Here is a 20,113-nt window from a genome sequence, read left to right as displayed (position 1 = left end):
GGAGCGGGTTTCGTTCCGGGTACGACGATCCGCTCGCACGCGGATCGCCGGTGACCCTGCGAGGGCATCGTCCGGCTCGCGATCGGCTGCGGCCCGGTCGGCTACCGCGGAGGGTCGCGGGGGGAGGAGCGGAGAGCGTTTCGGGGTACGACGATCCGCTGACACGCGGATCGCCGGTGAGCTGTGCCGTCTTCGACGGGCTCCTCGTTCCTCGTCGGCCGTCGCGCGGTCGGCTCACAGGGGTGGTCGCTGTGGGAGGAGCGGGGAGCGTTCCGGGTACGACGATCCGCTCGCACGCGGATCGCCGGTGACCCTGCGGGGTCGTCGTCCGACTCTTCGTCGGCCGCGGTGCGACCCTGCGAGGGGAGGTGATCCCCTCACTGCTGGTCGAGCGGCCGCGGAGCGGCGTACCGAGAACCGCCGGGGACGAGGTCGGTGCGGATCGCGGGAGCAGGGCCTTTCGGGCGGGTCAGAGGCCCCGGGCGGAGACGACGGAGACCATGCGCTCGAGGGCGTAGACGGGGTCGCGGGTGGCGCCCTTCACGTTCGCGTCGGCGTCGGCGACCGTCAGGATCGCGGTGCCGAGGCCCTCGCCGGTCCAGCCCTGCAGGTCGCGCCGGGCCCGGTCCACCTGCCACGGAGCGAGGCCCAGACGCGAGGCGACTTGGCCCGAGCCCTCGCGCGAGCCGGCGACCTTCGCCATGGTCCGCAGCTTGCTCGCGAACGCGGCGACGATCGGTACCGGGTCGGCACCGGAGGCGAGGGCGTGGCGGAGCCCGAGCAGCGCCTCGCCGTGACGGCCCGCGATCGCCGAGTCGGCGACGGTGAAGGCCGTGGTCTCGACGCGGCCGCCGTAGTACTTCGCGACGGTCGCCTCGGTGATCTCGCCGGTGACGTCGGACAGCAGCTGCTGGCACGCCGACGCGAGCTCGTCGAGGTCGTCGGAGAAGGCAGACACCAGGGCTCGGACGGCACCGGTGGTCGCCGTGCGGCCGGCGGTGCGGAACTCGGCGATCGCGAAGTCGACCTTGTCGCTCTCGCGCTTGAGCTCGGCGCAGACGATCTCGATGCCGCCGCCCGTGCCCGAGCGGATGGCGTCGAGGAGCTTCTTGCCCCGGTTGCCGCCGCCGTGGCGGAGCACCAGGGTCGCCCCGTCCGCGGGCGCCGAGAGGTAGTCGAGGGTCTCGAGGAGGAACGCGTCCGTGCACTTCTCGACGTTCGAGACGCGGATGAAGCGGGGCTCATCGAAGAGGGACGGGCTCGCGAGCGTCAGCAGCTCCCCCGGCGCGTAGCCGCCGGCGTCGATGTCGCTGACCTCGAGGCTCGGATCCTCGGCCCGGAGGAACTCACGGAGGAAGCGCAGCGCGCGGTCGGCGAGGAACTGCTCCGGGCCGGTGATCAGCACGATCGGCGCCGGCCGGGTCTGGTTCCAGGCGAGCTGCGGGATCGCCGCCTTCGAGGGCGCTGCCTTCGCGCGCGCCGGGGCCCTGCCTGCCATGCCGTGTCCTTCCGTGCCGCGCCCGTCCGAGCGCCCTCCACCCTACGGCCCGCTCACGGCGCCCCGAGGCCGCCGCGGGAGCCGTCGCGCCGCTCACCCAGACCGCGATCCCGTCGCTGCGGGACGCGAGCACGACCGTACCCTCGACATCCGACCTCAGCTCCTCGACCCCGCGCTCGGCCAGCAGAGCGAGGAGCGACGGATTCGGATGACCGTAGTCGTTCTCCGCCCCGACGGAGATCAGCCCGACGCTCGCGCCGAGCGCGTCGTAGAGGGCGGGCGACTGGTCGGCGGAGCCGTGATGCGCGACCTTGACGACGTCGACCCGGCCGACCGGCAGCCGGGAGACGCGCCCCTGCTCCTGCTCGCCGAGGTCGCCCAGGAGCGCGACGGAGAGCGGGCCGCCGCGGGCGTCCGGGCCGATGTCGACCCGGAGGGTCACGCTCGCCTCGTTCCCCCGCAGCGCGCTCCGCCGCTCCGGCCACTCGACCCGCCAGCGCAGCGAGCCGAGCGCGCCGCTGTCGCCGCGGACCGCCTCCTGCACGGCGACCCCCGCGCCGGTGAGCGCCGCCCGGTCGCGCTCGTCGTCGCGGCCCGCGGCGGGCCCGACGAGCGCGGCGTCGGTCCGTCCGAGGACGGCCTGGAGCCCGCCGACGTGGTCGAGGTCGTAGTGAGTGAGCACCAGCAGCGGGATCCGGTCCACTCCCATCAGGCGGAGGCAGGCCTCGAGCGGTGCGGGCTCGGGCCCCGTGTCGACGAGCAGCACGCCCGCGTCTCCGCGGAGGAGGACCGCGTCGCCCTGCCCGACGTCGCACATCGCGACACGCCAGTCCTCGGGAACCGAGGCGGCGCGGAGGAGCGGCGTGGCGACGGTGGTGCCGCCGGCGGCGGCGATCGCGCACGCCAGCCCGACGGCGGCGACCCGGCGCACCCGCGCGAGCCGCGGCGACTGCGTGACCAGCACGAGGGCGAGCAGGGTCAGCACGGTGAGCGTGAGCGCTCCTCCTACTCCGGGCCACCAGGCGATCCTCGGGGCGGGCCACGAGTCGACGGCGCGGGCGATCGAGGCGATCCACCAGGCGGGGACGGCGGCGAGCCGGATCGCAGCGTCGGCGGCTCCGGGCCACCAGGGGGCGAGCAGGCAGCCGATGAGCCCGAGCCCGGTCGCGGCGGGTGCCGCGGGCTCGGCGAGCAGGTTGGCGAGCACTCCGTACACCGGCACCGACGGGTCCACGAGCAGCAGCACGGGCTGGCAGGCGAGCTGCGCCGCGGTCGGCACCGCGAGCAGCAGGGCGAGAGGCCGGGGCAGCACTCGACCGAGAGCGCCCGCGATCGGCTCGGCGAGCAGCAGGAGTCCGGCGGTGGCGAGGACGGACAGCACGAAGCCGAGCCTCCCTGCGATCGAGGGGTCGGCGGCCACGAGCACGACGACGGTCGCGAGCAGGGCGGGCACGGCCGCTCCGGAGCGACGCCCGAGCCGCGCGAGGAGGACCACCGTCGCCATCACGGCGGCCCGCACCACGCTCGGCTCGGGGGTCACCAGCACCACGAAGCCGGCGAGCAGGGCGAGGGCGGCGACGGTCCGGAGGCGGCGCCCGGCGCCGAGGAGCGCCGCGATCGTCCAGCCGGCGACGACCACCACGGCGCAGTTGGCGCCCGAGACGGCGGTCAGGTGGGTGAGCGACGCGGTGCGCATCGCCTCCTCGAGCCCCGCGTCGAGCGCGGACGTGTCGCCGGTCGCGAGGCCCGGCAGCAGCCCCGCCACGTCGCCGCCGACCAGCGCCGCGCGTTCGAGGAAGCGCGAGCGCAGCACCTCCGCGACGGCCGCCGCTCCCCCGGGACCGCGCCGGTCCTGAACGGACGCCGCCCTCAGCATCGTCGCCTCGCCGACGGGCGCCTCCTGCGCCGCAGCACGCGTCTCCAGGTCGAGCTCGGCGCCCACCGGCAGCCGACCGCCGGGATCGGCGAGCAGCACGCGGACGGGGGCCGCGGTCGACGCGTCTCCCACCCGCAGCGCCGTCGCGTCGAACCACACTCCCCCGGTCGCGAGCGGTCGGGCACCCGTGTCGACGCGCACGGTGACCGGGGTGAGGGCGCGATCCTCCTGTGCCTCCCGCAGCGACGCCGGGTGGTCACCGGGCGCCGCGGCGACGACGGAGGTGAGGGCGAGGGCGGCACCCGCGCCCCCGACGAGCACCGCTCCGACCAGCCGCCCGCCGAGGCCGCGCCGGAGCAGGACGCACGCCGCCCCGAGCAGCACCCAGCCCGCGGCGCACCACGAGAGGCCCCCGTCGAGCACTGCCGCGACCGGCAGCATCCCGGCCGCCCACGCGGTGGTCCAGGCGGCCACCGCTGCCGGCAGGAGCCGCAGGTCCGCCGCCCGCACGCTCCTCACGGCGCGACCTGGTCGCGGAACGCGGCGAGCGTCTTCTCGCCGATCCCGGGGACCTCGAGCAGCTGGTCGACGGAGGAGAACGGGCCGTTCGCCTCCCGGTGGGCGACGATCTTCTTCGCGGTCGCCGGGCCGATCTCGGGCAGCTCCTCCAGCTGGGCCGCCGTCGCCGTGCTCAGGCTCAGCACGGATCCGGCGGCGGAGGCTCCTCCTGGAGCGGCCCCGCCCGGAGCCGCTCCCGCCGCGGCCGGCGCCGCTCCCACGGCCGGCACGACGATCTGCTCGCCGTCCACGAGCCTCCGGGCCAGGTTGACCGCCGCGCGCTCCGCCGACTCCTGGAACCCTCCGGCGGCGGCGACCGCGTCCGCCACCCGCGCCTCCGGCGACAGGACGTACAGCCCCGGAGAGGCGACCTCGCCGGCCACGTGAACGTACAGCGACTCGACCGCCGCAGCAGCGGGCGCGCTCGTCGACACGGCGGGCTCCAGGACCCGCTCATGACCGCTCGACCGCGCTCCCGCGAGCAGCACCGCGACCACCGCGGCGCCGATGACGAGCACGACCGCCGCTCCCACTCCCACGCGCCAGCGCGGGCGGGCGCGGCGGGGCCGCAGCAGCGCCGTCAACTGCTCGTCGTCCGTCCCGCTGGTCTCTGGCATCCGCCGACGGTAGGACCCGCGTCACCGCCCGGCGCGGCCGCCGACACCGATCCGGGGACAGCCCGCCGGATCGCCTCCCTGTGGAGGAGAGAGCAGCACCGGCGCAGGACGGACGACGGGGCCCCTCCTGCGAGAGAAGGAGCCCCGTCGGGACGGATCGGTGGCTAGACCGCCTTCGTCACCAGGTTCACCAGGCGCGGCGCCCGCACGATCGCCTTCACGACCTCGCGGCCGACGAGAGCCCGGGCGACGCCGGCCGTGGCCCGCGCCTTCTCCTCGAGCTCGTCGGAGGAGATCTTCGGCGAGACCTCGAGCCGGTCGCGGACCTTGCCGTCGACCTGCAGGATCGCCGTGACCTTCTCCTCGACCAGCAGCGACGGGTCGGCCTTGCGCCACAGCGCGTGCGCGACGGTGCCCTCGTAGCCCAGACGGTGCCACATGTCCTCGGCCGTGTACGGCGCGAACAGGTTGAGAGCCATCGCGACCACCTCGACCGCCTCGCGGACCGCGGGGTCCCCGGCCCCGGCGCCCGAGTCGACGACCTTGCGGGTCGCGTTGACGAGCTCCATCAGCCGCGCGACCACGACGTTGAACTTGAACGCCTCGATCAGCGACGGGGACTCCGCGAGGAAGCGGTGGGTCTGGCGGCGCAGAGCCGCGTCGCCCGACTTCCACTCGACGTCGGGCCTCGAGGTGACGTCCTTCGCCAGGCGCCAGGCGCGGGCGAGGAACTTCGCGCTGCCGCCGGGCGAGACGTCGGCCCAGTCGATGTCGTCCTCGGGCGGGCCGGCGAACGCCATCGTCAGGCGCACGGCGTCGACGCCGAACTCGTCCAGCTGGTCCGAGAGGCGGACGATGTTGCCCTTCGACTTCGACATCGCCGCGCCGTCCATCTGCACCATGCCCTGGTTCAGCAGCGCCGTGAACGGCTCCGTGAACGACACGTAGCCCAGGTCGAACAGCACCTTGGTGATGAAGCGCGCGTACAGCAGGTGCAGGATCGCGTGCGTCACGCCCCCGACGTACTGGTCGACGGGCGCCCACTTCTCGGCGAGCTTCGGATCGAAGGCCTGCGTGTCGTCCTTCGGCGAGAGGAAGCGGAGGAAGTACCACGAGGAGTCGACGAAGGTGTCCATCGTGTCCGGGTCGCGGCGCGCGGGCGAGCCGTCCACCGGGTGCGGCACGTTCACCCAGTCCTCCGCCGCTCCGAGCGGCGACGATCCCTTCGGCTGCAGGTCGAGGCCGTCGGTGGAGGGCAGGACGACGGGCAGCTGGTCCTCGGGCACCGGCACGAGCTCGCCGTCGGCTCCGTGGATGATCGGGATGGGGGTGCCCCAGTAGCGCTGGCGCGAGATCAGCCAGTCGCGCAGGCGGTAGTTCTTGGCCGAGCGGCCGCGGCCGCGCTCCTCGAGCATCCTGATGACGCGCTCGATGGCGGTGCGCTTGGAGAGCCCGTCGAGCGGCCCGGAGTTGATCAGGCGGCCGTCGCCGGTCAGCGCCTCCCCGGTGGTGGCGGGGTCGAGCGAGTACTCCTTCTCGAGCGCGGCCAGCTCCTCCGGGTCCTCCGGGATGACCGGGATCGCCCCGGTGACGGACGCGTTGGTGTCGACGACCACGCGCACGGGCAGGTCGAAGGCGCGGGCGAAGTCGAGGTCGCGCTGGTCGTGCGCGGGCACGGCCATGACGGCTCCGTGGCCGTAGTCGGAGAGGACGTAGTCGGCGGCCCAGATCGGCAGCCGCTCGCCGTTCACGGGGTTCACCGCGTAGCGGCCGAGGAACACGCCGGTCTTGGGGCGGTCGGCGGTCAGGCGCTCGATCTCGCTCGACTTCTGCACCGTCTCGAGGTAGCTGCGGAACGCGTCGCGGATCGCGGGCTCGGAGCCCTCGACCAGCTCGGAGGCGAGATCGGAGTCGGGCGCGACGACCATGAAGGTCGCCCCGTAGAGCGTGTCGGGGCGCGTGGTGAAGACGGTGACGCGTTCGTCACGGCCCTCGATCTCGAACTCGACGTCGGCGCCGATGGAGCGGCCGATCCAGTTGCGCTGCATAGCGATGACCTTCGACGGCCAGGAGCCCTCGAGCTGGTTCAGGTCGTCGAGCAGCCGGTCGGCGTAGTCGGTGATCTTGAAGTACCACTGCGTGAGCTTCTTCTTGACCACGACCGCGCCGGAGCGCTCGGAGGTGCCGTCCGCCAGGACCTGCTCGTTCGCCAGGACCGTCTGGTCCACCGGGTCCCAGTTGACCCAGCTGTCCTTGCGGTAGGCGAGGCCCTTCTCGTACATCTTGAGGAACAGCCACTGGTTCCACTTGTAGTACTCGGGGTCGGAGGTGTGCAGCACGCGGTCCCAGTCGAAGGACGCGGCGTAGCGCTTCATCGAGCGCTTCTGCTGCTCGATGTTGTCGTAGGTCCAGGTGACCGGGTTCAGCCCGCGCTTGATGGCGGCGTTCTCGGCGGGCAGGCCGAAGCTGTCCCAGCCGATCGGGTGGAGGACGTTGAAGCCCTGCTGGCGCCAGTAGCGCGCGATCACGTCTCCGAGCGCGTACGCCTCGGCGTGGCCCATGTGCAGGTCGCCCGAGGGGTACGGGAACATGTCGAGCACGTACTTGCGGGGGCGCTTGTCGTCGGGGTCGTCCGTCGCGAACGGGCGCGTCTCCTCCCAGATCGGGAGCCACTTCTCCTGGAGCGCTCGGAAGTCGTAGCGCTCCTCGTCGCTCGCGCCGGTCTGCCGGGAGGTGTCTTCTGCCACAGGTGCTTCTCACTTCTGAAGGAGGGGGAGAACGCGCACGCGTGGGCGGCTGCGTTCGACCATCAACCCTACTGGCCCCGCGCGCACGGCAGACGAACGCGGCGCCCGCTCACTCCTCGGCGGCGCCCAGCACCGCGAGGAGCGCCCGCGCCTTCAGCCGCGTCTCCTCGACCTCCTCCTCCGGCACCGAGAGGGCGGTGATGCCGCCGCCGGTCCCCAGGCGGGCGCGCTCGCCGTCGAGCACGAGGGTGCGGATGGTCATCGCGAGGTCCAGCGAGCCGTCCGAGCCCAGGCGGCCGAAGGCGCCGGAGTAAACGCCGCGGGGACCGCCCTCCCACTCCCGCAGCAGCTCCACCGCCCGGCGCTTGGGCGCTCCCGTCATCGAGCCGGCCGGGAAGAGGGCTGCGATCAGCTCGGCGATCCCGACGCCCGGCGCGCGGCGGGCCGAGACCTCGCTGACCAGCTGGTGGACGTGCGGGTAGCTCTCCACCTCGAGCAGGCGGTCGACGACGACGGAGCCGGGGGCGGCGATCCGGGCGAGGTCGTTGCGGACGAGGTCCACGATCATCACGTTCTCGGCCCGCTCCTTCACGCTCGAGACGAGCTCGTCCCGGAGCGCGCGGTCCTCGTCGGCGTCCCGGCCCCGGGGGCGCGTGCCCTTGATGGGATGCGTGGCGACGCGTCCGTCGGCCCCGCCGGTGAGGAACCGCTCGGGCGAGGCGCTGACGAGCGCGAGCGGGCCGAGGCGGATCAGCCCGCCGTGATGGCTCGGGCTGGAGCGGCGGAGGCGACGGTACGCCTCGACCGGATCGAACCGGCCCTCGACGACGATCTCGTCGGTGAGGCAGAGCTGGTAGGCGTCGCCCGCGCGGATGGCCTCCTGGCAGCGGCCGATCAGCGCCGTGTACTCGGCGGCGGAGTGGCGGCGGACCGGGTCGCCGGCGGGCTCGGGATCCGCGGGGTCCGCGGGTGCGGGCGCGCCGACGAGCTCGAGCAGGCGCGCGGTGAGGTCCTGCGCGTCGCCCGTGGCGACCAGGCGGACGGTCCGGGCCCCGTGGTCGAACTCGAGCACGGTGTCGCCCCGGAGCAGGGCGAGGGCCGGCGGATCCGCGGGGCCGGTCGGCGCCGAGGGCAGGGAGACGGAGGCGGCTCCCGCCTCGTAGGAGATCCAGCCGTAGCGGCCGAGCGCGCGGTCGCCCGCGGGGGCCTCGTCGTCGACCGCGGCGAGCGCCGCCGCCACGTCGCCGCCGGCCTCGACGAGGAGCACGTCCCCGCGGGCGCACGCGCCGAGGTAGGAGCGGCCGCTCGTCGCTCCGAGGCCCGAGTCGAGCCAGAACGACGCCTCGGCCGTGGCGAACAGGGCGTGGTGCGCGAGCTCCGGATCGACCCAGGGCAGCTCGATCGAGCGGACGTGCCGATCCTCCGAGACCACTGGGCTAGCGTAGGCGGTCGTGGACGGCGAGCAGGTTCGGGAGTGGGACGGGCGGGCCCTGACGAGCGTTCCCGAGCCGCCCGGCACCTCCCTGGACGCGGCCGACTCCTGGCTGGTGGACGAGGGACGCGTCCGCGGGCTCGACCTGCACCGCGAGCGGTTCGCCGCCTCCGTCGCTTCGGCGGGCGGGCACCCGGACGTCGAGCCTTTCCTCCACGCCGCGATCGCCGCCCTGCCCCGCGAGGGCCGCTCCTTCCCCCGCGTCGAGCTCTCGGGAGGCGCCCTGCGGCTCCGGCTGCGATCCGCCCCGCCGACGACCCGCTCGGTGGTGCTGTGGACGAGCCCCGTGGATCCGCGCCGGACACCGTCCTGGAAGGGCCCGGACATCGCTCGTCTCGCCCTCCTGCGCACGCGCGCGCACGCCGCGGGAGCGGACGAGGCCGTGCTGCTCGACGCCGAGGGCGCCGTCATCGACGGAGCGAGCAGCGCGATCCTGTGGTGGCTGGGCGACGCGCTGGTCGTCCCTCCGGCGACGAGCACCCGCGTGCGCAGCGTGACGGCTCGGACCGTCTCGGTGCTCGCCGGCGCGCTCGGCGTGGACGTGATCGAGGCCCCGGCCGAGCCGGAGTCGCTGGAGGGCCGTGAGGTCTGGACGGCCAACGCCCTGCACGGTCTCCGGCTGGCGACCGCCTGGGTGGACGGACCGGCGCTCGCCGCGGAGCCGGGCCGCCTGGACGCCTGGCGGAAGCGGCTGGACGCTCTCAGGCGGCCTCTCCCGGCGCTCTGACCCGCGGAGGACCTCAGCTCCCGCGCGTCCCCCAGACGGAGGGCCCCCGTTCCGGTCGCACTCGTGCGTCCGCCGTGCGAGCATCGAGTACCCCCTCTTCCGGCCCCCGCCGGCCACTCGAGAAAGTCCTGCGATGACGCGTTCCCCCTCCCCCCGCCCCCTCGCCTCCGGGCTGATCGCGCTCGTCGCGACCGGTGCCCTGCTCTTCGGCGCGACCCCGGCTCTCGCCGCGGAGAACCCGCAGAAGCCCCTCTCCTCCTCCGAGGAGGCGCCGACCGGCCTCGCCCCCGCGAGCGAGTCGCCCGAGGCCGCCCAGCAGACCGCCCGCGCGGCCGTCAGCCACTACAACGCCCTCGTCGGCGGCGAGGAGCTGGCCGCCGGACAGCGGATCGTCTCGGGCACGAACGGCTACTCGTTCCGGATGCAGACCGACGGCAACGCCGTGGTCTACGACCCGCAGGGCCGCCCCACCTTCGCCACGAACACCCAGGGCCGCGGCGACCACCTGGTCATGCAGCCCGACGGCAACATGGTCGTCTACTCCGCCAAGGGCGGCCCCGTGTGGAGCACGAACACGATCAACGAGGCGGGAGCCTCGGTGATCATGCAGCCCGACGGCAACCTCGTCGTCTACCGCGAGAACGGCTCGCCCGCCTGGGCGAGCAGCGTCCGCCGCGTCATCGCCGAGCCGGTGACCGACACGCTGTTCACGGAGCAGACCCTCCGCCCCGTCCACCAGCTCACCTCCGCCGACGGCCGCTTCAGCGCCGTCATGCAGAACGACGGCAACTTCGTCGGCTACGGCCCCCAGGGCGCCGTCTGGGGCACCGGCACCGGCGGCTCCGGCAACCGCATCACCATGCAGAAGGACGGCAACGCCGTCATCTACGGCTCCGACGGCTCCGTCAAGTGGTTCTCGGGCACGCGCGGCAAGGACCTCCGCCTGGGCATCAACAACGCCGGCTCGCTGATCATCGTGAACCCGTCCGACGACGTGATCTGGACCAGCCAGGCCGCGTTCCCCTCGACCACGCTCTACGCGGCGAACTCGCTCGAGGCGGGCAGCTTCCTCCGCTCCGCGAACGGCGTCTACCGAGCGGTGATGCAGGCGGACGGCAACTTCGTCGTCTACGGCAAGAACGGCCCGATCTGGGCGTCGAAGACCACCCGCGCAGGCGGCTTCTTCGCCCTCGACACCAGCGGGCAGATCGCCGTGGGCACCGAGACGACGAGCGGATGGTCGGTCGTCCCGCCCGCCGCATCGGTCGGCCCCTACAAGCTCGTCATGCAGGACGACGGCAACCTCGTCGAGTACGACAGCCGCCGCGCGGTCTGGGCCAGCCGCGGCTGACGCCCCTCCGCCACGACGCCCCCTGGTCCCCGGACCGGGGGGCGTCGTCGTCTCCCCCGCCGTGGGACGATTTCCCCGACCCCGCCGCCCTCCCCGACAGGACCCCTGCGATGACGCACCTCCCCTCCGGCCGCTCCCTGACCGCCTCCGTCGCGGCGCTCGCCGCCACGAGCGCGCTCCTGCTGGGCTCGCTGCCCGCCGCCGCGGTCGAGGCCCCGCCCTCGGCGTCCTCCGCCGTCGCCTCCGCCGCGGTCCTCCGCGCCGGCGAGCAGCTCGCGCGCGGCGAGCGCCTGGTGTCCCCCGACGGCGCTTCCTCCCTCGTGATGCAGACCGACGGCAACGCCGTGGTCTACGCCGCCGGCGGCCGTCCCACCTGGGCCTCGGGCACGCAGGGGCGCGGCGACAGCCTGCGGATGCAGGATGACGGCAACCTCGTCGTGTACGCCGCGGACGGACGCCCGGTCTGGGCGAGCGGCACGGTGGCCGACCCCGGCGGCGAGCTGCGGATGCAGGACGACGGCAATCTCGTGATCTACCGCCGCAGCGGCTCGGCCGCCTGGGCCAGCAGCATCGGCGGCCGGATCGACGAGCCGCGCACCGACACCCTCCGCCGCGGCAGCACCCTCTACGCGGGGAACCGGCTCGCCACCCCGGGAGGCACCACGGCGGTGATGCAGGCGGACGGCAACCTCGTCGTCTACGGGCAGGGCGGGGCTCTCTGGGCGAGCGGCACCCGCGGCCGGGGCAACGTCCTCCGGATGCAGGACGACGGGAACGCCGTGGTCTACACCGCGGACGGCGCGCCCGTCTGGGCCTCGGACACGTCCGGCGAGCCGGGCGCCACGATGGTCCTCCGCGAGGGCGATCTCCGGATCGCGGACGACTCCGGCGTCCTCTGGAGCAGTGCCGCGCTCGTCGTGCGCGACTCGCTCTCCCCGAGCGGCCTCGTCGTCGCGGGCACGCGGCTGACCTCGGCGAGCGGGCAGTGGCGGGCTGAGATGCAGCGCGACGGCAACTTCGTCGTCTACGGGCCGAACGGCGCGGACTGGGCGACGAACACCTCCTCCGCCTCCGGTGCCGCCTTCTCGATGAGCTCCGAGGGCCGGCTCGACGTGGCCGACTCCCGGATCCTCTGGCTGCGGTTCCCGAGGATCTCCTTCGGCATCGGCCAGAGCGGCGTCGTCGCGCCCTACCGCCTCGTGCTGCAGGACGACGGCCGCCTCGTCGAGTACGACGGCATCGGACGGGCCGTCTGGGCCAGCCGGGGCTGACGCGCGACGCATGATGGAGGGGTGAGCGACCCCGGCGACTTCATCCGCTCGGCCCTGGAGTACGAGGGCGACGTCTGGCGCGCGCAGGACGTGCGCGAGCGCCTGGGAGCAGGGCTCGACTCGACGGGCGCCTCGGTCGGGGCGGTCCGCGGCACCGTCCGCGACGCGCTGAGGAAGTTCCGCTCGCTCGAGCACGACGACGTGACCGCCCTCTCCTCCGAGCTGTGGGAGCCGGCGGTGTTCGAGCCGCGGCTGGCGGCCGTCGTGCTGCTGCAGTCCCGAGCCGAGTGGCTGCGCGGCTCCGACCTCACCCGGCTCGAGGGCTTCGTCCGCGACTCCCGCGTGGACGAGCTGAGCGACCCGCTGGCCCGCGACGTCGTCGCTCCGCTCCTGGCAGGGCTGCTTGGTGCGGCGCGGACCCGGGCGGACGCGGTCCTCGACCGCTGGGAGGCGGAGGGCGGGCGCCTGGCGCGCGCGGCCGCCCTGGCGCGGGCCTCGGTCCCGACGGAGCACGGCTGAACGGCCGCTCGGACCGACCGCCCCGCGGAGCCGGACGCCTGCTCAGGCGGCCCGGTACTCCTGAGCCGCCGTGCCGTCCGCCACCCGGATCCGCGTGTCGAACTCCAGGCCCGGATCGACCCGGTGCGCGATCAGGACCACCGTCCGCCCCTCGGCGGCGCGGAGCAGATCCCCGAGCAGGGCGTCGGCCACGGGAGCGTCCACCGACGCCGTCGGCTCGTCCAGCACCAGGACGCGGAAATCGGCCAGGAGTGCGCGTGCGAGGGCGATCCGCTGAGCCTGACCGCCCGAGACGAGCGAGCCCCGCTCCCCCACCCGCGCGTCGAGCCCGCCGCGTGCAGCGACCCAGGGCCCGAGCCCGACCCGCTCGAGCACCGCCTCGAGCACGGCGCCATCGGCCTCGGGCCGCGCGAAGAGGAGGTTCTGCCGGATCGTGTCGTCGAAGAGGTACGGCTGCTGCTCCACGAGCCCGACCCGCTTCCGCACCTCCGCCTGCGGCAGCGTGCGCGCCTCGACTCCGCCCAGGAGGTAGCTGCCGGAGTGGTCGAGGAAGCGCACCAGAGCGTGCGCGAGCGTGGTCTTCCCGGACCCGCTGCCGCCGGTGACGAGGACGCGCGCACCCTCCGGCAGGTCGAGCGAGACGCCCCGCAGCGCGGGCGTGTGCGCGCCGGGCCAGCTCACCGACAGGTCGCGCAGGACGATGCCGTCGCCCCGGGGAGCCGGGGCGTCCGGGTCCACGTCCGCGTCGGTCGCGAGCGCCGGCGACGCCGCCTCGGCGTCCAGATCGGCCAGGCGCTGAGCGCTCGAGAGCGCGGTGCGCGCCGCCTGCACGGCGAGCGGCGCGGCGGCGGCGACCTCGAAGACCGCGAGCGGCACGAGCGCGACGACTCCCAGCGCCGGACCGCCGAGGTCGCCGATCGCCGGGATCCCGAGCGCGAGGCCCGCCCAGACCGCACCGCCCGAGCAGAGGGCGAGGACGGCCGCGGCCAGTCCGGCGGAGGCCGCCCGCCGACGCGCCGCCCGGGCGAGCGACTCCTCCGCGCGTGCCACGTCCGCCAGAGCGTCACCCGCCGCATCGAAGGCGATGAGCACGTCGAGGCGGGTGACCAGCAGGTTGAGGCGCTCGGCCAGCTCCCCGCGCAACGGCGCCAGCTCGCGGTCCGCCTGCGCGGAGAGCCGGCCGGCGCCCAGGGCCCCACCGGCGAAGGCGAGGACCAGCAGCGCCAGCAGCACGGCGCCCATCGCCGGCAGGAGCAGCCAGACGCCGACCACGGAGACCGCAGCGACCAGCGCCGCGACAACCAGCGGCTGCACGACGCGCAGCGGCACGTCCTGCTGGGCGTCGACGTCCGCCACCACCCGGGAGACCAGGTCGCCGCGGCGCACGCGGCCCAGCCCGTCCGGCGCGACCGGCACCAGGCGCTCGTAGACGCCCGCCCGGAGCTCCGCGAGCGCGCGGAAGGCGGCGTCGTGGCCGGTCAGCCGCTCGAGGTAGCGGAAGAAGGCCCGCGCCAGCGCGAAGGCCCGCACGCCCACGACGGCCATGGAGAGGAACAGGATCGGCGGCTGCTCGGCCGCGCGGACGATCAGCCAGGCGGAGCAGGCCAGCAGCGCCACGACGGCGGAGGAGGAGAGCAGCCCGAAGGACAGACCCGGCAGGAAGCGGCGCGGCCCGGGCATCGCGGCGCGGAGGACGTCGGATCGGTTCACCTCGCGACCGCCTCCGCCGGCGCCAGGGCGATCACGGCGTCGGCCGCCGCGACGGTCGCGGGCCGGTGGCTGGCGACGACGACGATCGTCCCGCTCTCCGCCAGCGACCTGAGTCCGGCGAGCAGCGCCCGCTCGGACTCCTCGTCGAGGGCCGCGGTCGGCTCGTCCAGGGCCAGCACCGCGCACCCGCGCTCGAGCAGGCGGTGCACGGCGCGGGCGACGGCGACGCGGGCGCTCTGCCCGCCCGAGAGGCCCGTCCCCTCGGCGTCGAGCCGGCGCTCGGGGTCCACGTCGACCGCGGCGATCGCCAGGGCCCGCCGCACGCGCTCGGGGTCCGGCGAGAGTGCTCCGAGCCCGACGGCGGAGGCGACGCTCCCCGGGAGCAGGTCGGGCCGCTGGCCCGCCCAGGCGAGCGTCGACCGCAGATCCGCGACCGGCGACCCGCCGAGCAGCAGCGTGCCCGAGAAGGGCACGAAGCCCGCGAGCGCGGCGAGCAGCGTCGACTTCCCGGACCCGCTGGGCCCGGTCACCACGGTGATCGACCCGACGGGGAGCACCGCGTCGACAGGAGCGAGCGCCCGCCCGCGTCCGTCGTCGACCGCGAGACCCCGCAGCTCGAGCGCCCCCGTCGCCGCCGGGGCCTTCCCGCGAGCGGGCAGGGCCGCCGCGCGCTCGAGGACGGCGAAGGCGCGGTCCGCCGCCTGCACCCCGTCCGCCGCCGCATGGAACTCGGCACCGACCTGGCGCACCGGCAGGAACACGTCCGGCGCCAGCACCAGGACGAACAGCCCGACGGCCAGCCCCAGCGAGCCGTCGACGAGCCGCAGCCCGATCGAGACGGCGACCAGCGCGACCGAGAGCGAGCCGGCGAGCTCCAGCACGAAGCCGCTGACGAAGGTCACCCGCAGCACCTTCATCGTGTGCACGCGGTAGTCCTCGGTCAGCGCGCGGATCCGCGTCGCCTGCCGCTCGGCCCGCCCGAAGATCTTGAGTGTTGCGAGGCCGCCGACGGTGTCGACGAAGCCGGACGCGAGCGCCTGCAGCCGCTCCCACTGCCGCGCCTGCACGGCCTGGGTCGCCCAGCCGATCAGCACCATGAACACCGGGATGAGCGGCAGGGTCACCACCAGGAACACCGCGCTGAGCGGATCGGCGAGGAAGACCACGAGTGTCAGGAGCGGCGTCGCCACCGCGGTGGCGATCAGCTGCGGGAGGTAGCGGGCGAAGTAGCCGTCGAGGGAGTCCAGTCCGCCGCCCAGCAGCGCGACGACCCCGCCCGAGCCCCCTTCGGAGCGGCCCGCCGGGCCGAGCTCGACCAGTGCGGCGAGGACCGCCTGCCGCAGCTGCGCCTTCGCTCCTGCTCCTCCGCGCACCGCGTTCACCTCGGTCGCCCAGGCGAGAGCCGCCCGCGCCGCGACGACCGCGAGCAGGGCGGCCAGCAGCGGCGCGAGATCGTCGGCGCTCCTCCCGTCGACCGCACCGGCCACCAGCTGCGCCACGAGCCACGCGAAGGCGACGATCGCCAAGGTCCTCGCCAGCGCGAGCACCCCGCCGAGCAGGAGGAACACGCGGGCCGCCCGGGCGTAGCGGAGCAGGCGCGGATCGAGGGGCTTCACGTCAGTGGGCGTCGACCGGGATGTGCGCGCGGCTGATGCGCTTGCGGAAGATCCAGTAGGTCCAGGCCTGGTAGCCGACGATGAGCGGCACGAACACCAGGGCGGTCCAACTCATGACCGTCAGCGTATAGGGCGTGCTGGAGGCGTTCTCGATCGTCAGCCCGTAGGCGGGGACGTTCGAGGCCGGCATCACCGCGGGGAACAGCGTCGCGAAGAGGGCGAGCACGGCGAGCGCGATGGTGCCGGCCAGCAGCGCGAAGGCGCGTCCCTCCCGGCCCCGCGTGATGGCGAGCCAGCCGCCGACGAGGGTCGCGGCCGCGCCCGCCGAGAGCGCCCAGGAGGCGGTGCTCCCCTGGCCGAGGTTGGTCCAGGCCAGGAAGACCGCGGCGACGACCACGGTGAGCAGCCCCGCGCGGGTCGCCAGGCGGCGCGCACGCTCGCGGATCTCCCCCTCCGTCTTCAGGGCGACGAAGACGACTCCGTGCGTGAAGAAGAGCAGGAGGGTCGTCGCTCCGCCCAGGAGCGCGTAGGGGTTCAGCAGGTCCAGGACGGTGCCGGTGAAGTTGTGGTCGGCGTCCATCGGGACGCCCTGCACGATGTTCGCGAAGGCCACGCCCCAGAGGAAGGCGGGCACCGCGGAGCCGACGACGATCATCGTGTCGAAGCGCCGCTTCCACTGTGCCTCCGGACGCTGGTGACGGTACTCGAACGAGACGCCGCGGGCGATCAGCGCGAGCAGGATGAGCAGAAGCGGCAGGTAGAACCCGCTGAAGAGCGTGGCGTACCACTCCGGGAACGCGGCGAACAGGGCGGCGCCGGCGACGATCACCCACGTCTCGTTGAGGTCCCACACCGGGCCGATCGTGTTGATCAGCACGCGGCGGTCGGTGTCGTCGCGCCCGAGGAACGGGAGCGACATGCCGACGCCGAAGTCGAACCCGTCGAGGACGAAGTAGCCGATGAAGAAGAACGCGACGATCCAGAACCAGAGAACGGCGAGATCCATGAGGGGTGCCTCCTAGTAAACGGTGCCGACGAGCTGCGGGCGACCGCTCTCCTCGTCGACCTCGGGAGCGTCGTCGGGGCCGGCCTGCGCGGCCCGCTTGATCAGGCGGAACTCGACCACGGCGAGCGTGCCGTAGATCGCGGTGAAGGCGAGCAGCGAGATCAGGACCTCGAGGCCGCTCACTCCGGGCGAGACTCCGTCGGCGGTCTTCAGCAGTCCGAACACGAGCCACGGCTGGCGGCCCATCTCGGTGAAGACCCAGCCCACGATCATCGCCATCAGCGGCAGCGGGGCGGCCCAGATCGCGACCTTCCACATCCACTGCTTCGGCTCGCGGCCCTTCCGGGTGAACCAGAGGCCGGCCGCGGCGATGCCGATGGCCAGGACGCCGAGGGCCATCATCCAGCGGAACGACCAGTAGGTGACCCAGATGATCGGCGTGTAGTCGCCGGGTCCGTAGACCTGGGTGTACTGCGCCTGGAGGTCGTTGATGCCTTCGACCGTGCCGGTGAAGGTGTGCGTCGAGAGGAAGGAGAGCAGGTAGGGGATGCGGATCGAGAACAGCTCGCTCGAGCCGTCCGGCGTGCCCCAGGTGAAGACGGAGAAGGAGGCGTCGACGCCCGTGGAGGTCCTGTAGAGCGCCTCCGCGGCCGCCATCTTCATCGGCTGCGTGTCGACCATCGCGAGGCCGAGCGAGTCGCCGGTGAACAGGGTCAGGCCGCCGCTGACGAGCATCATCCAGGCGCCGAACCTCAGCGCGGGGCGCATGGTCTCGAGGTGCTGGTTCCGCGAGAGGTGGTAGGCCGCGACGCTGATGATGACGGCGGCCGAGACCATGAAGCAGGCGAAGATCGTGTGCGGGAACGCGGCGAGAGCGACCTTGTTGGTGAGGAGCGCCCAGATGTCGGTGAGCTCCGCGCGGCCCTTGGTCTCGTTGATGCGGAAGCCGACCGGGTTCTGCATGAACGCGTTCGCGGCGATGATGAAGTAGGCCGAGAGCGTGGTGCCGAGCGTGGTCAGCCAGATGGTGGCCAGGTGCAGCTTCTCGGGCAGCTTGTCCCAGCCGAAGATCCAGAGGCCGATGAAGGTCGCCTCGAGGAAGAAGGCGAGCAGGCCCTCGAACGCCAGCGGGGCCCCGAAGACGTCGCCGACGAAGCGGGAGTAGTCGCTCCAGTTCATCCCGAACTGGAACTCCTGGACGATCCCGGTCACGACGCCCATCGCGAAGTTGATCAGGAAGAGCTTCCCGAAGAACTTCGTCAGCTGCAGGTAGTGCACCTTCCCGGTGCGCACCCAGCAGGTCTGGAAGATCGCGACGGTGAGCGCCATGCCGATCGTGAGCGGCACGAACAGGAAGTGGTAGATCGTCGTCAGACCGAACTGCCATCTCGACAGCAGGAGCGGGTCCAGGAGTTCGTTCACAGCTCCGAGAGTAGGTCGGCGGAAGGGGTCCGACGGCCTCCGATCCCAGTACTGGGGCGGATGTGCGGCCTTCCGCGAGCTCCTGGCGGCACCCTTTCCGGGGTGGCCCCGGACGCCCCTCCGAGCGCTCCCGCCGACCGGTCGCTCGACGTCGAGACAGTCCCTCTCGACGTCGAGGAAGTCCCCCGCGCGGCGACTGCCGAGCGGGGCTCGCCTCCGGCGGACCAGCCGCCGCCGGCCTCTCGACGCCGAGCGATCAGGCGGGCGACGGAGCGCTGAGACTTCCTCTCACGGGCCTTCAGCGGATTCCCAGGCGCACATCCGCGAGATCGGTTCTGGGAAACCGTTCAAGAGACTCCCGGGGCCGATGCCGAGGCGCCGTCGGCGGGCGCCCCGCGGTCAGCCGGCGTCGACGCGCGAGCGGGAGCCGGAGAACCAGGCGGGCGCCTGGAAGCCGTACTTCAGCACGGGCAGGTCGCGGGTGAGGCGCCAGTAGCCCAGTGCTGCCGCGACGCCTATCCCGCAGACCAGGAGCGGCACGACCGGCCCGATGACGTCGAGCCAGCGCTCTCCGTCGAAGAGCAGCAGGGCGCTCGTGGCGAGCGAGACGAAGAGGACGTGCACCACGTACACCGGGAGCGTGTTGCGGCCGATGAAGGTGATCCAGCCCGCGCCGCGCCGGTTCGAGAGGAAGCGGGCGACCACGAGCCCGGCGAGGACCGCCAGCACGCTCACCAGGACCAGCCCGATCGTCAGCAGCGGGAAGCGGGCGCGGACGGCGAGGATCACGCCGGCGAGCACGAGGAACAGCACGCCGAAGCCGACTCCGCTGAGGATCCCGCGGCGCTCCACGAACGCGATCACCGCGTTCCGCAGGTAGAGGCCGAGCAGGAAGAACATCAGGTAGCGGGCCATGCCGTCCCAGGCGATGTTCCCGGTGCCCTCGGAGGTGCTGGAGCGGACGGCGTACCAGACCACGGCGATCGCGGTCGCGATGCCGATCTGCACCCGCCAGTCGATCCGGCCCTGCGCGAGCTTGGCGGCCACGAAGAAGATCGTGAGCGCGTAGAGGAACCAGAGCCCGTTGTGCGGCATCACCGGCTGGAGGAGCAGCGCGAGCGGGTCGGACTCGTCGGTGCCGCCCGGGTTGGGCACCACCAGGAAGAAGAGGAACCGCACCACGGACCAGAGCAGGAAGGCCCAGACCAGCAGGCTCAGCCGCGAACGCCAGAGCTCCGGCCACGACCGGGTGAGCACGGAGCCGGCGAACAGCCCCGAGGCGAGGAAGAACAGCGGCATCCGGAAGGTGATGAGGAGGAGGTTGATCTCGTTCCACGAGTCGGGGGCGATCCCGGCCGTCGTGGTCCACTGCACGGAGTGGGCCAGGGCGACCAGGATGATCGCGATGCCCTTCGCCGTGTCCACCCAGGTGATGCGTGCGCGTGCCATGAGTCCTCGTCGTGATCGTCCATCGGAAGTCGGCCGGCGGCGACGATGGCGATGGCGATGTGCAAGTGTCGCACGGCTGTGCATCCTCTGTGATGTTCTGCGCGTATTCGATCACGGCGATCCGGTAACGGAGAGACGGCCACCGGGTGCGCGGGTCCTCGGCCGGCCGCCTCGTGGACGACGCGCCCCCGCCGATGCCCGAGGATCGAGCCATGACTCGAGCGACGCCCCCCGGCTCCGCCCCCGACCCCCGC

General features: G+C 73.6%; 14 protein-coding genes. 4 read left to right on the top strand and 10 right to left on the bottom strand.

Translation table 11 applies throughout. The annotated features are described in order from the left end of the window. Positions 1-469: 469 nt before the first annotated feature. From holA to pabB, 5 genes are all read right to left on the bottom strand, one after another. Positions 470-1,447, bottom strand: a complete 978-nt coding sequence (gene holA, locus C5C56_RS18365; RefSeq protein WP_258065692.1) for a DNA polymerase III subunit delta — start codon at positions 1,445-1,447, stop codon at positions 470-472. Further along, positions 1,347-3,893, bottom strand: coding sequence for a ComEC/Rec2 family competence protein (locus tag C5C56_RS15220; protein WP_146086495.1), 2,547 nt, complete (start codon positions 3,891-3,893; stop codon positions 1,347-1,349). Before C5C56_RS15220 ends, holA begins: the two co-directional genes overlap by 101 nt. Further along, positions 3,890-4,549, bottom strand: coding sequence for a ComEA family DNA-binding protein (locus tag C5C56_RS15215; protein ID WP_104255142.1), 660 nt, complete (start codon positions 4,547-4,549; stop codon positions 3,890-3,892). The genes C5C56_RS15220 and C5C56_RS15215 overlap by 4 nt, the downstream gene beginning before the upstream one ends. 164 nt (positions 4,550-4,713) lie before the next feature. Then, positions 4,714-7,296, bottom strand: a complete 2,583-nt coding sequence (gene leuS, locus C5C56_RS15210) for a leucine--tRNA ligase (protein WP_104225642.1) — start codon at positions 7,294-7,296, stop codon at positions 4,714-4,716. Between the two features lie 109 nt (positions 7,297-7,405). Next, entirely contained in the window at positions 7,406-8,728 is a 1,323-nt protein-coding gene (gene pabB, locus C5C56_RS15205; protein ID WP_104319857.1) for an aminodeoxychorismate synthase component I, read from the bottom strand. Between the two features lie 19 nt (positions 8,729-8,747). On the opposite strand from pabB, the gene C5C56_RS15200 reads away from it, so the two are divergent. From C5C56_RS15200 to C5C56_RS15185, 4 genes are all read left to right on the top strand, one after another. Continuing rightward, entirely contained in the window at positions 8,748-9,515 is a 768-nt protein-coding gene (locus C5C56_RS15200; RefSeq protein ID WP_258065689.1) for an aminotransferase class IV, read from the top strand. Between the two features lie 133 nt (positions 9,516-9,648). Further along, positions 9,649-10,866: a hypothetical protein gene (locus C5C56_RS15195; protein WP_104319856.1), complete on the top strand. Its 1,218-nt coding sequence runs from the start codon at positions 9,649-9,651 to the stop codon at positions 10,864-10,866. A gap of 110 nt (positions 10,867-10,976) precedes the next feature. Then, positions 10,977-12,137, top strand: coding sequence for a hypothetical protein (locus C5C56_RS15190; protein ID WP_181137613.1), 1,161 nt, complete (start codon positions 10,977-10,979; stop codon positions 12,135-12,137). A 21-nt stretch (positions 12,138-12,158) separates the two neighbouring features. Then, complete coding sequence (locus tag C5C56_RS15185; RefSeq protein WP_104261741.1) at positions 12,159-12,656, top strand: DNA alkylation repair protein; 498 nt, start codon at positions 12,159-12,161, stop codon at positions 12,654-12,656. Between the two features lie 42 nt (positions 12,657-12,698). Here the strand turns inward: C5C56_RS15185 and cydC are convergent, their stop codons facing one another. The 5 genes from cydC to C5C56_RS15160 form a co-directional block, all read right to left on the bottom strand. Then, entirely contained in the window at positions 12,699-14,366 is a 1,668-nt protein-coding gene (gene cydC, locus C5C56_RS15180) for a thiol reductant ABC exporter subunit CydC (protein ID WP_104319855.1), read from the bottom strand. Then, positions 14,363-15,982: a thiol reductant ABC exporter subunit CydD gene (gene cydD / locus C5C56_RS15175; protein ID WP_104319854.1), complete on the bottom strand. Its 1,620-nt coding sequence runs from the start codon at positions 15,980-15,982 to the stop codon at positions 14,363-14,365. The genes cydC and cydD overlap by 4 nt, the downstream gene beginning before the upstream one ends. A gap of 1 nt (position 15,983) precedes the next feature. Further along, positions 15,984-16,988, bottom strand: coding sequence for a cytochrome d ubiquinol oxidase subunit II (gene cydB, locus C5C56_RS15170; RefSeq protein WP_104263596.1), 1,005 nt, complete (start codon positions 16,986-16,988; stop codon positions 15,984-15,986). A 12-nt stretch (positions 16,989-17,000) separates the two neighbouring features. Continuing rightward, a complete protein-coding gene (locus C5C56_RS15165; protein ID WP_104261744.1) occupies positions 17,001-18,410 on the bottom strand; it encodes a cytochrome ubiquinol oxidase subunit I in 1,410 nt (469 codons plus the stop codon). A 399-nt stretch (positions 18,411-18,809) separates the two neighbouring features. Next, on the bottom strand, positions 18,810-19,859 hold the full coding sequence (locus C5C56_RS15160; RefSeq protein WP_104348320.1) for an acyltransferase family protein: 1,050 nt from the start codon (positions 19,857-19,859) through the stop codon (positions 18,810-18,812). Between the last annotated feature and the right edge of the window lie 254 nt (positions 19,860-20,113).

Origin of the sequence: Rathayibacter sp. AY1D1, assembly GCF_002932635.1 — a bacterium.
Taxonomy (GTDB): domain Bacteria; phylum Actinomycetota; class Actinomycetes; order Actinomycetales; family Microbacteriaceae; genus Rathayibacter.
The sequence above is the reverse complement of the archived record's forward strand: the minus strand, read 5'-3'. Positions and strand labels throughout refer to the sequence as shown.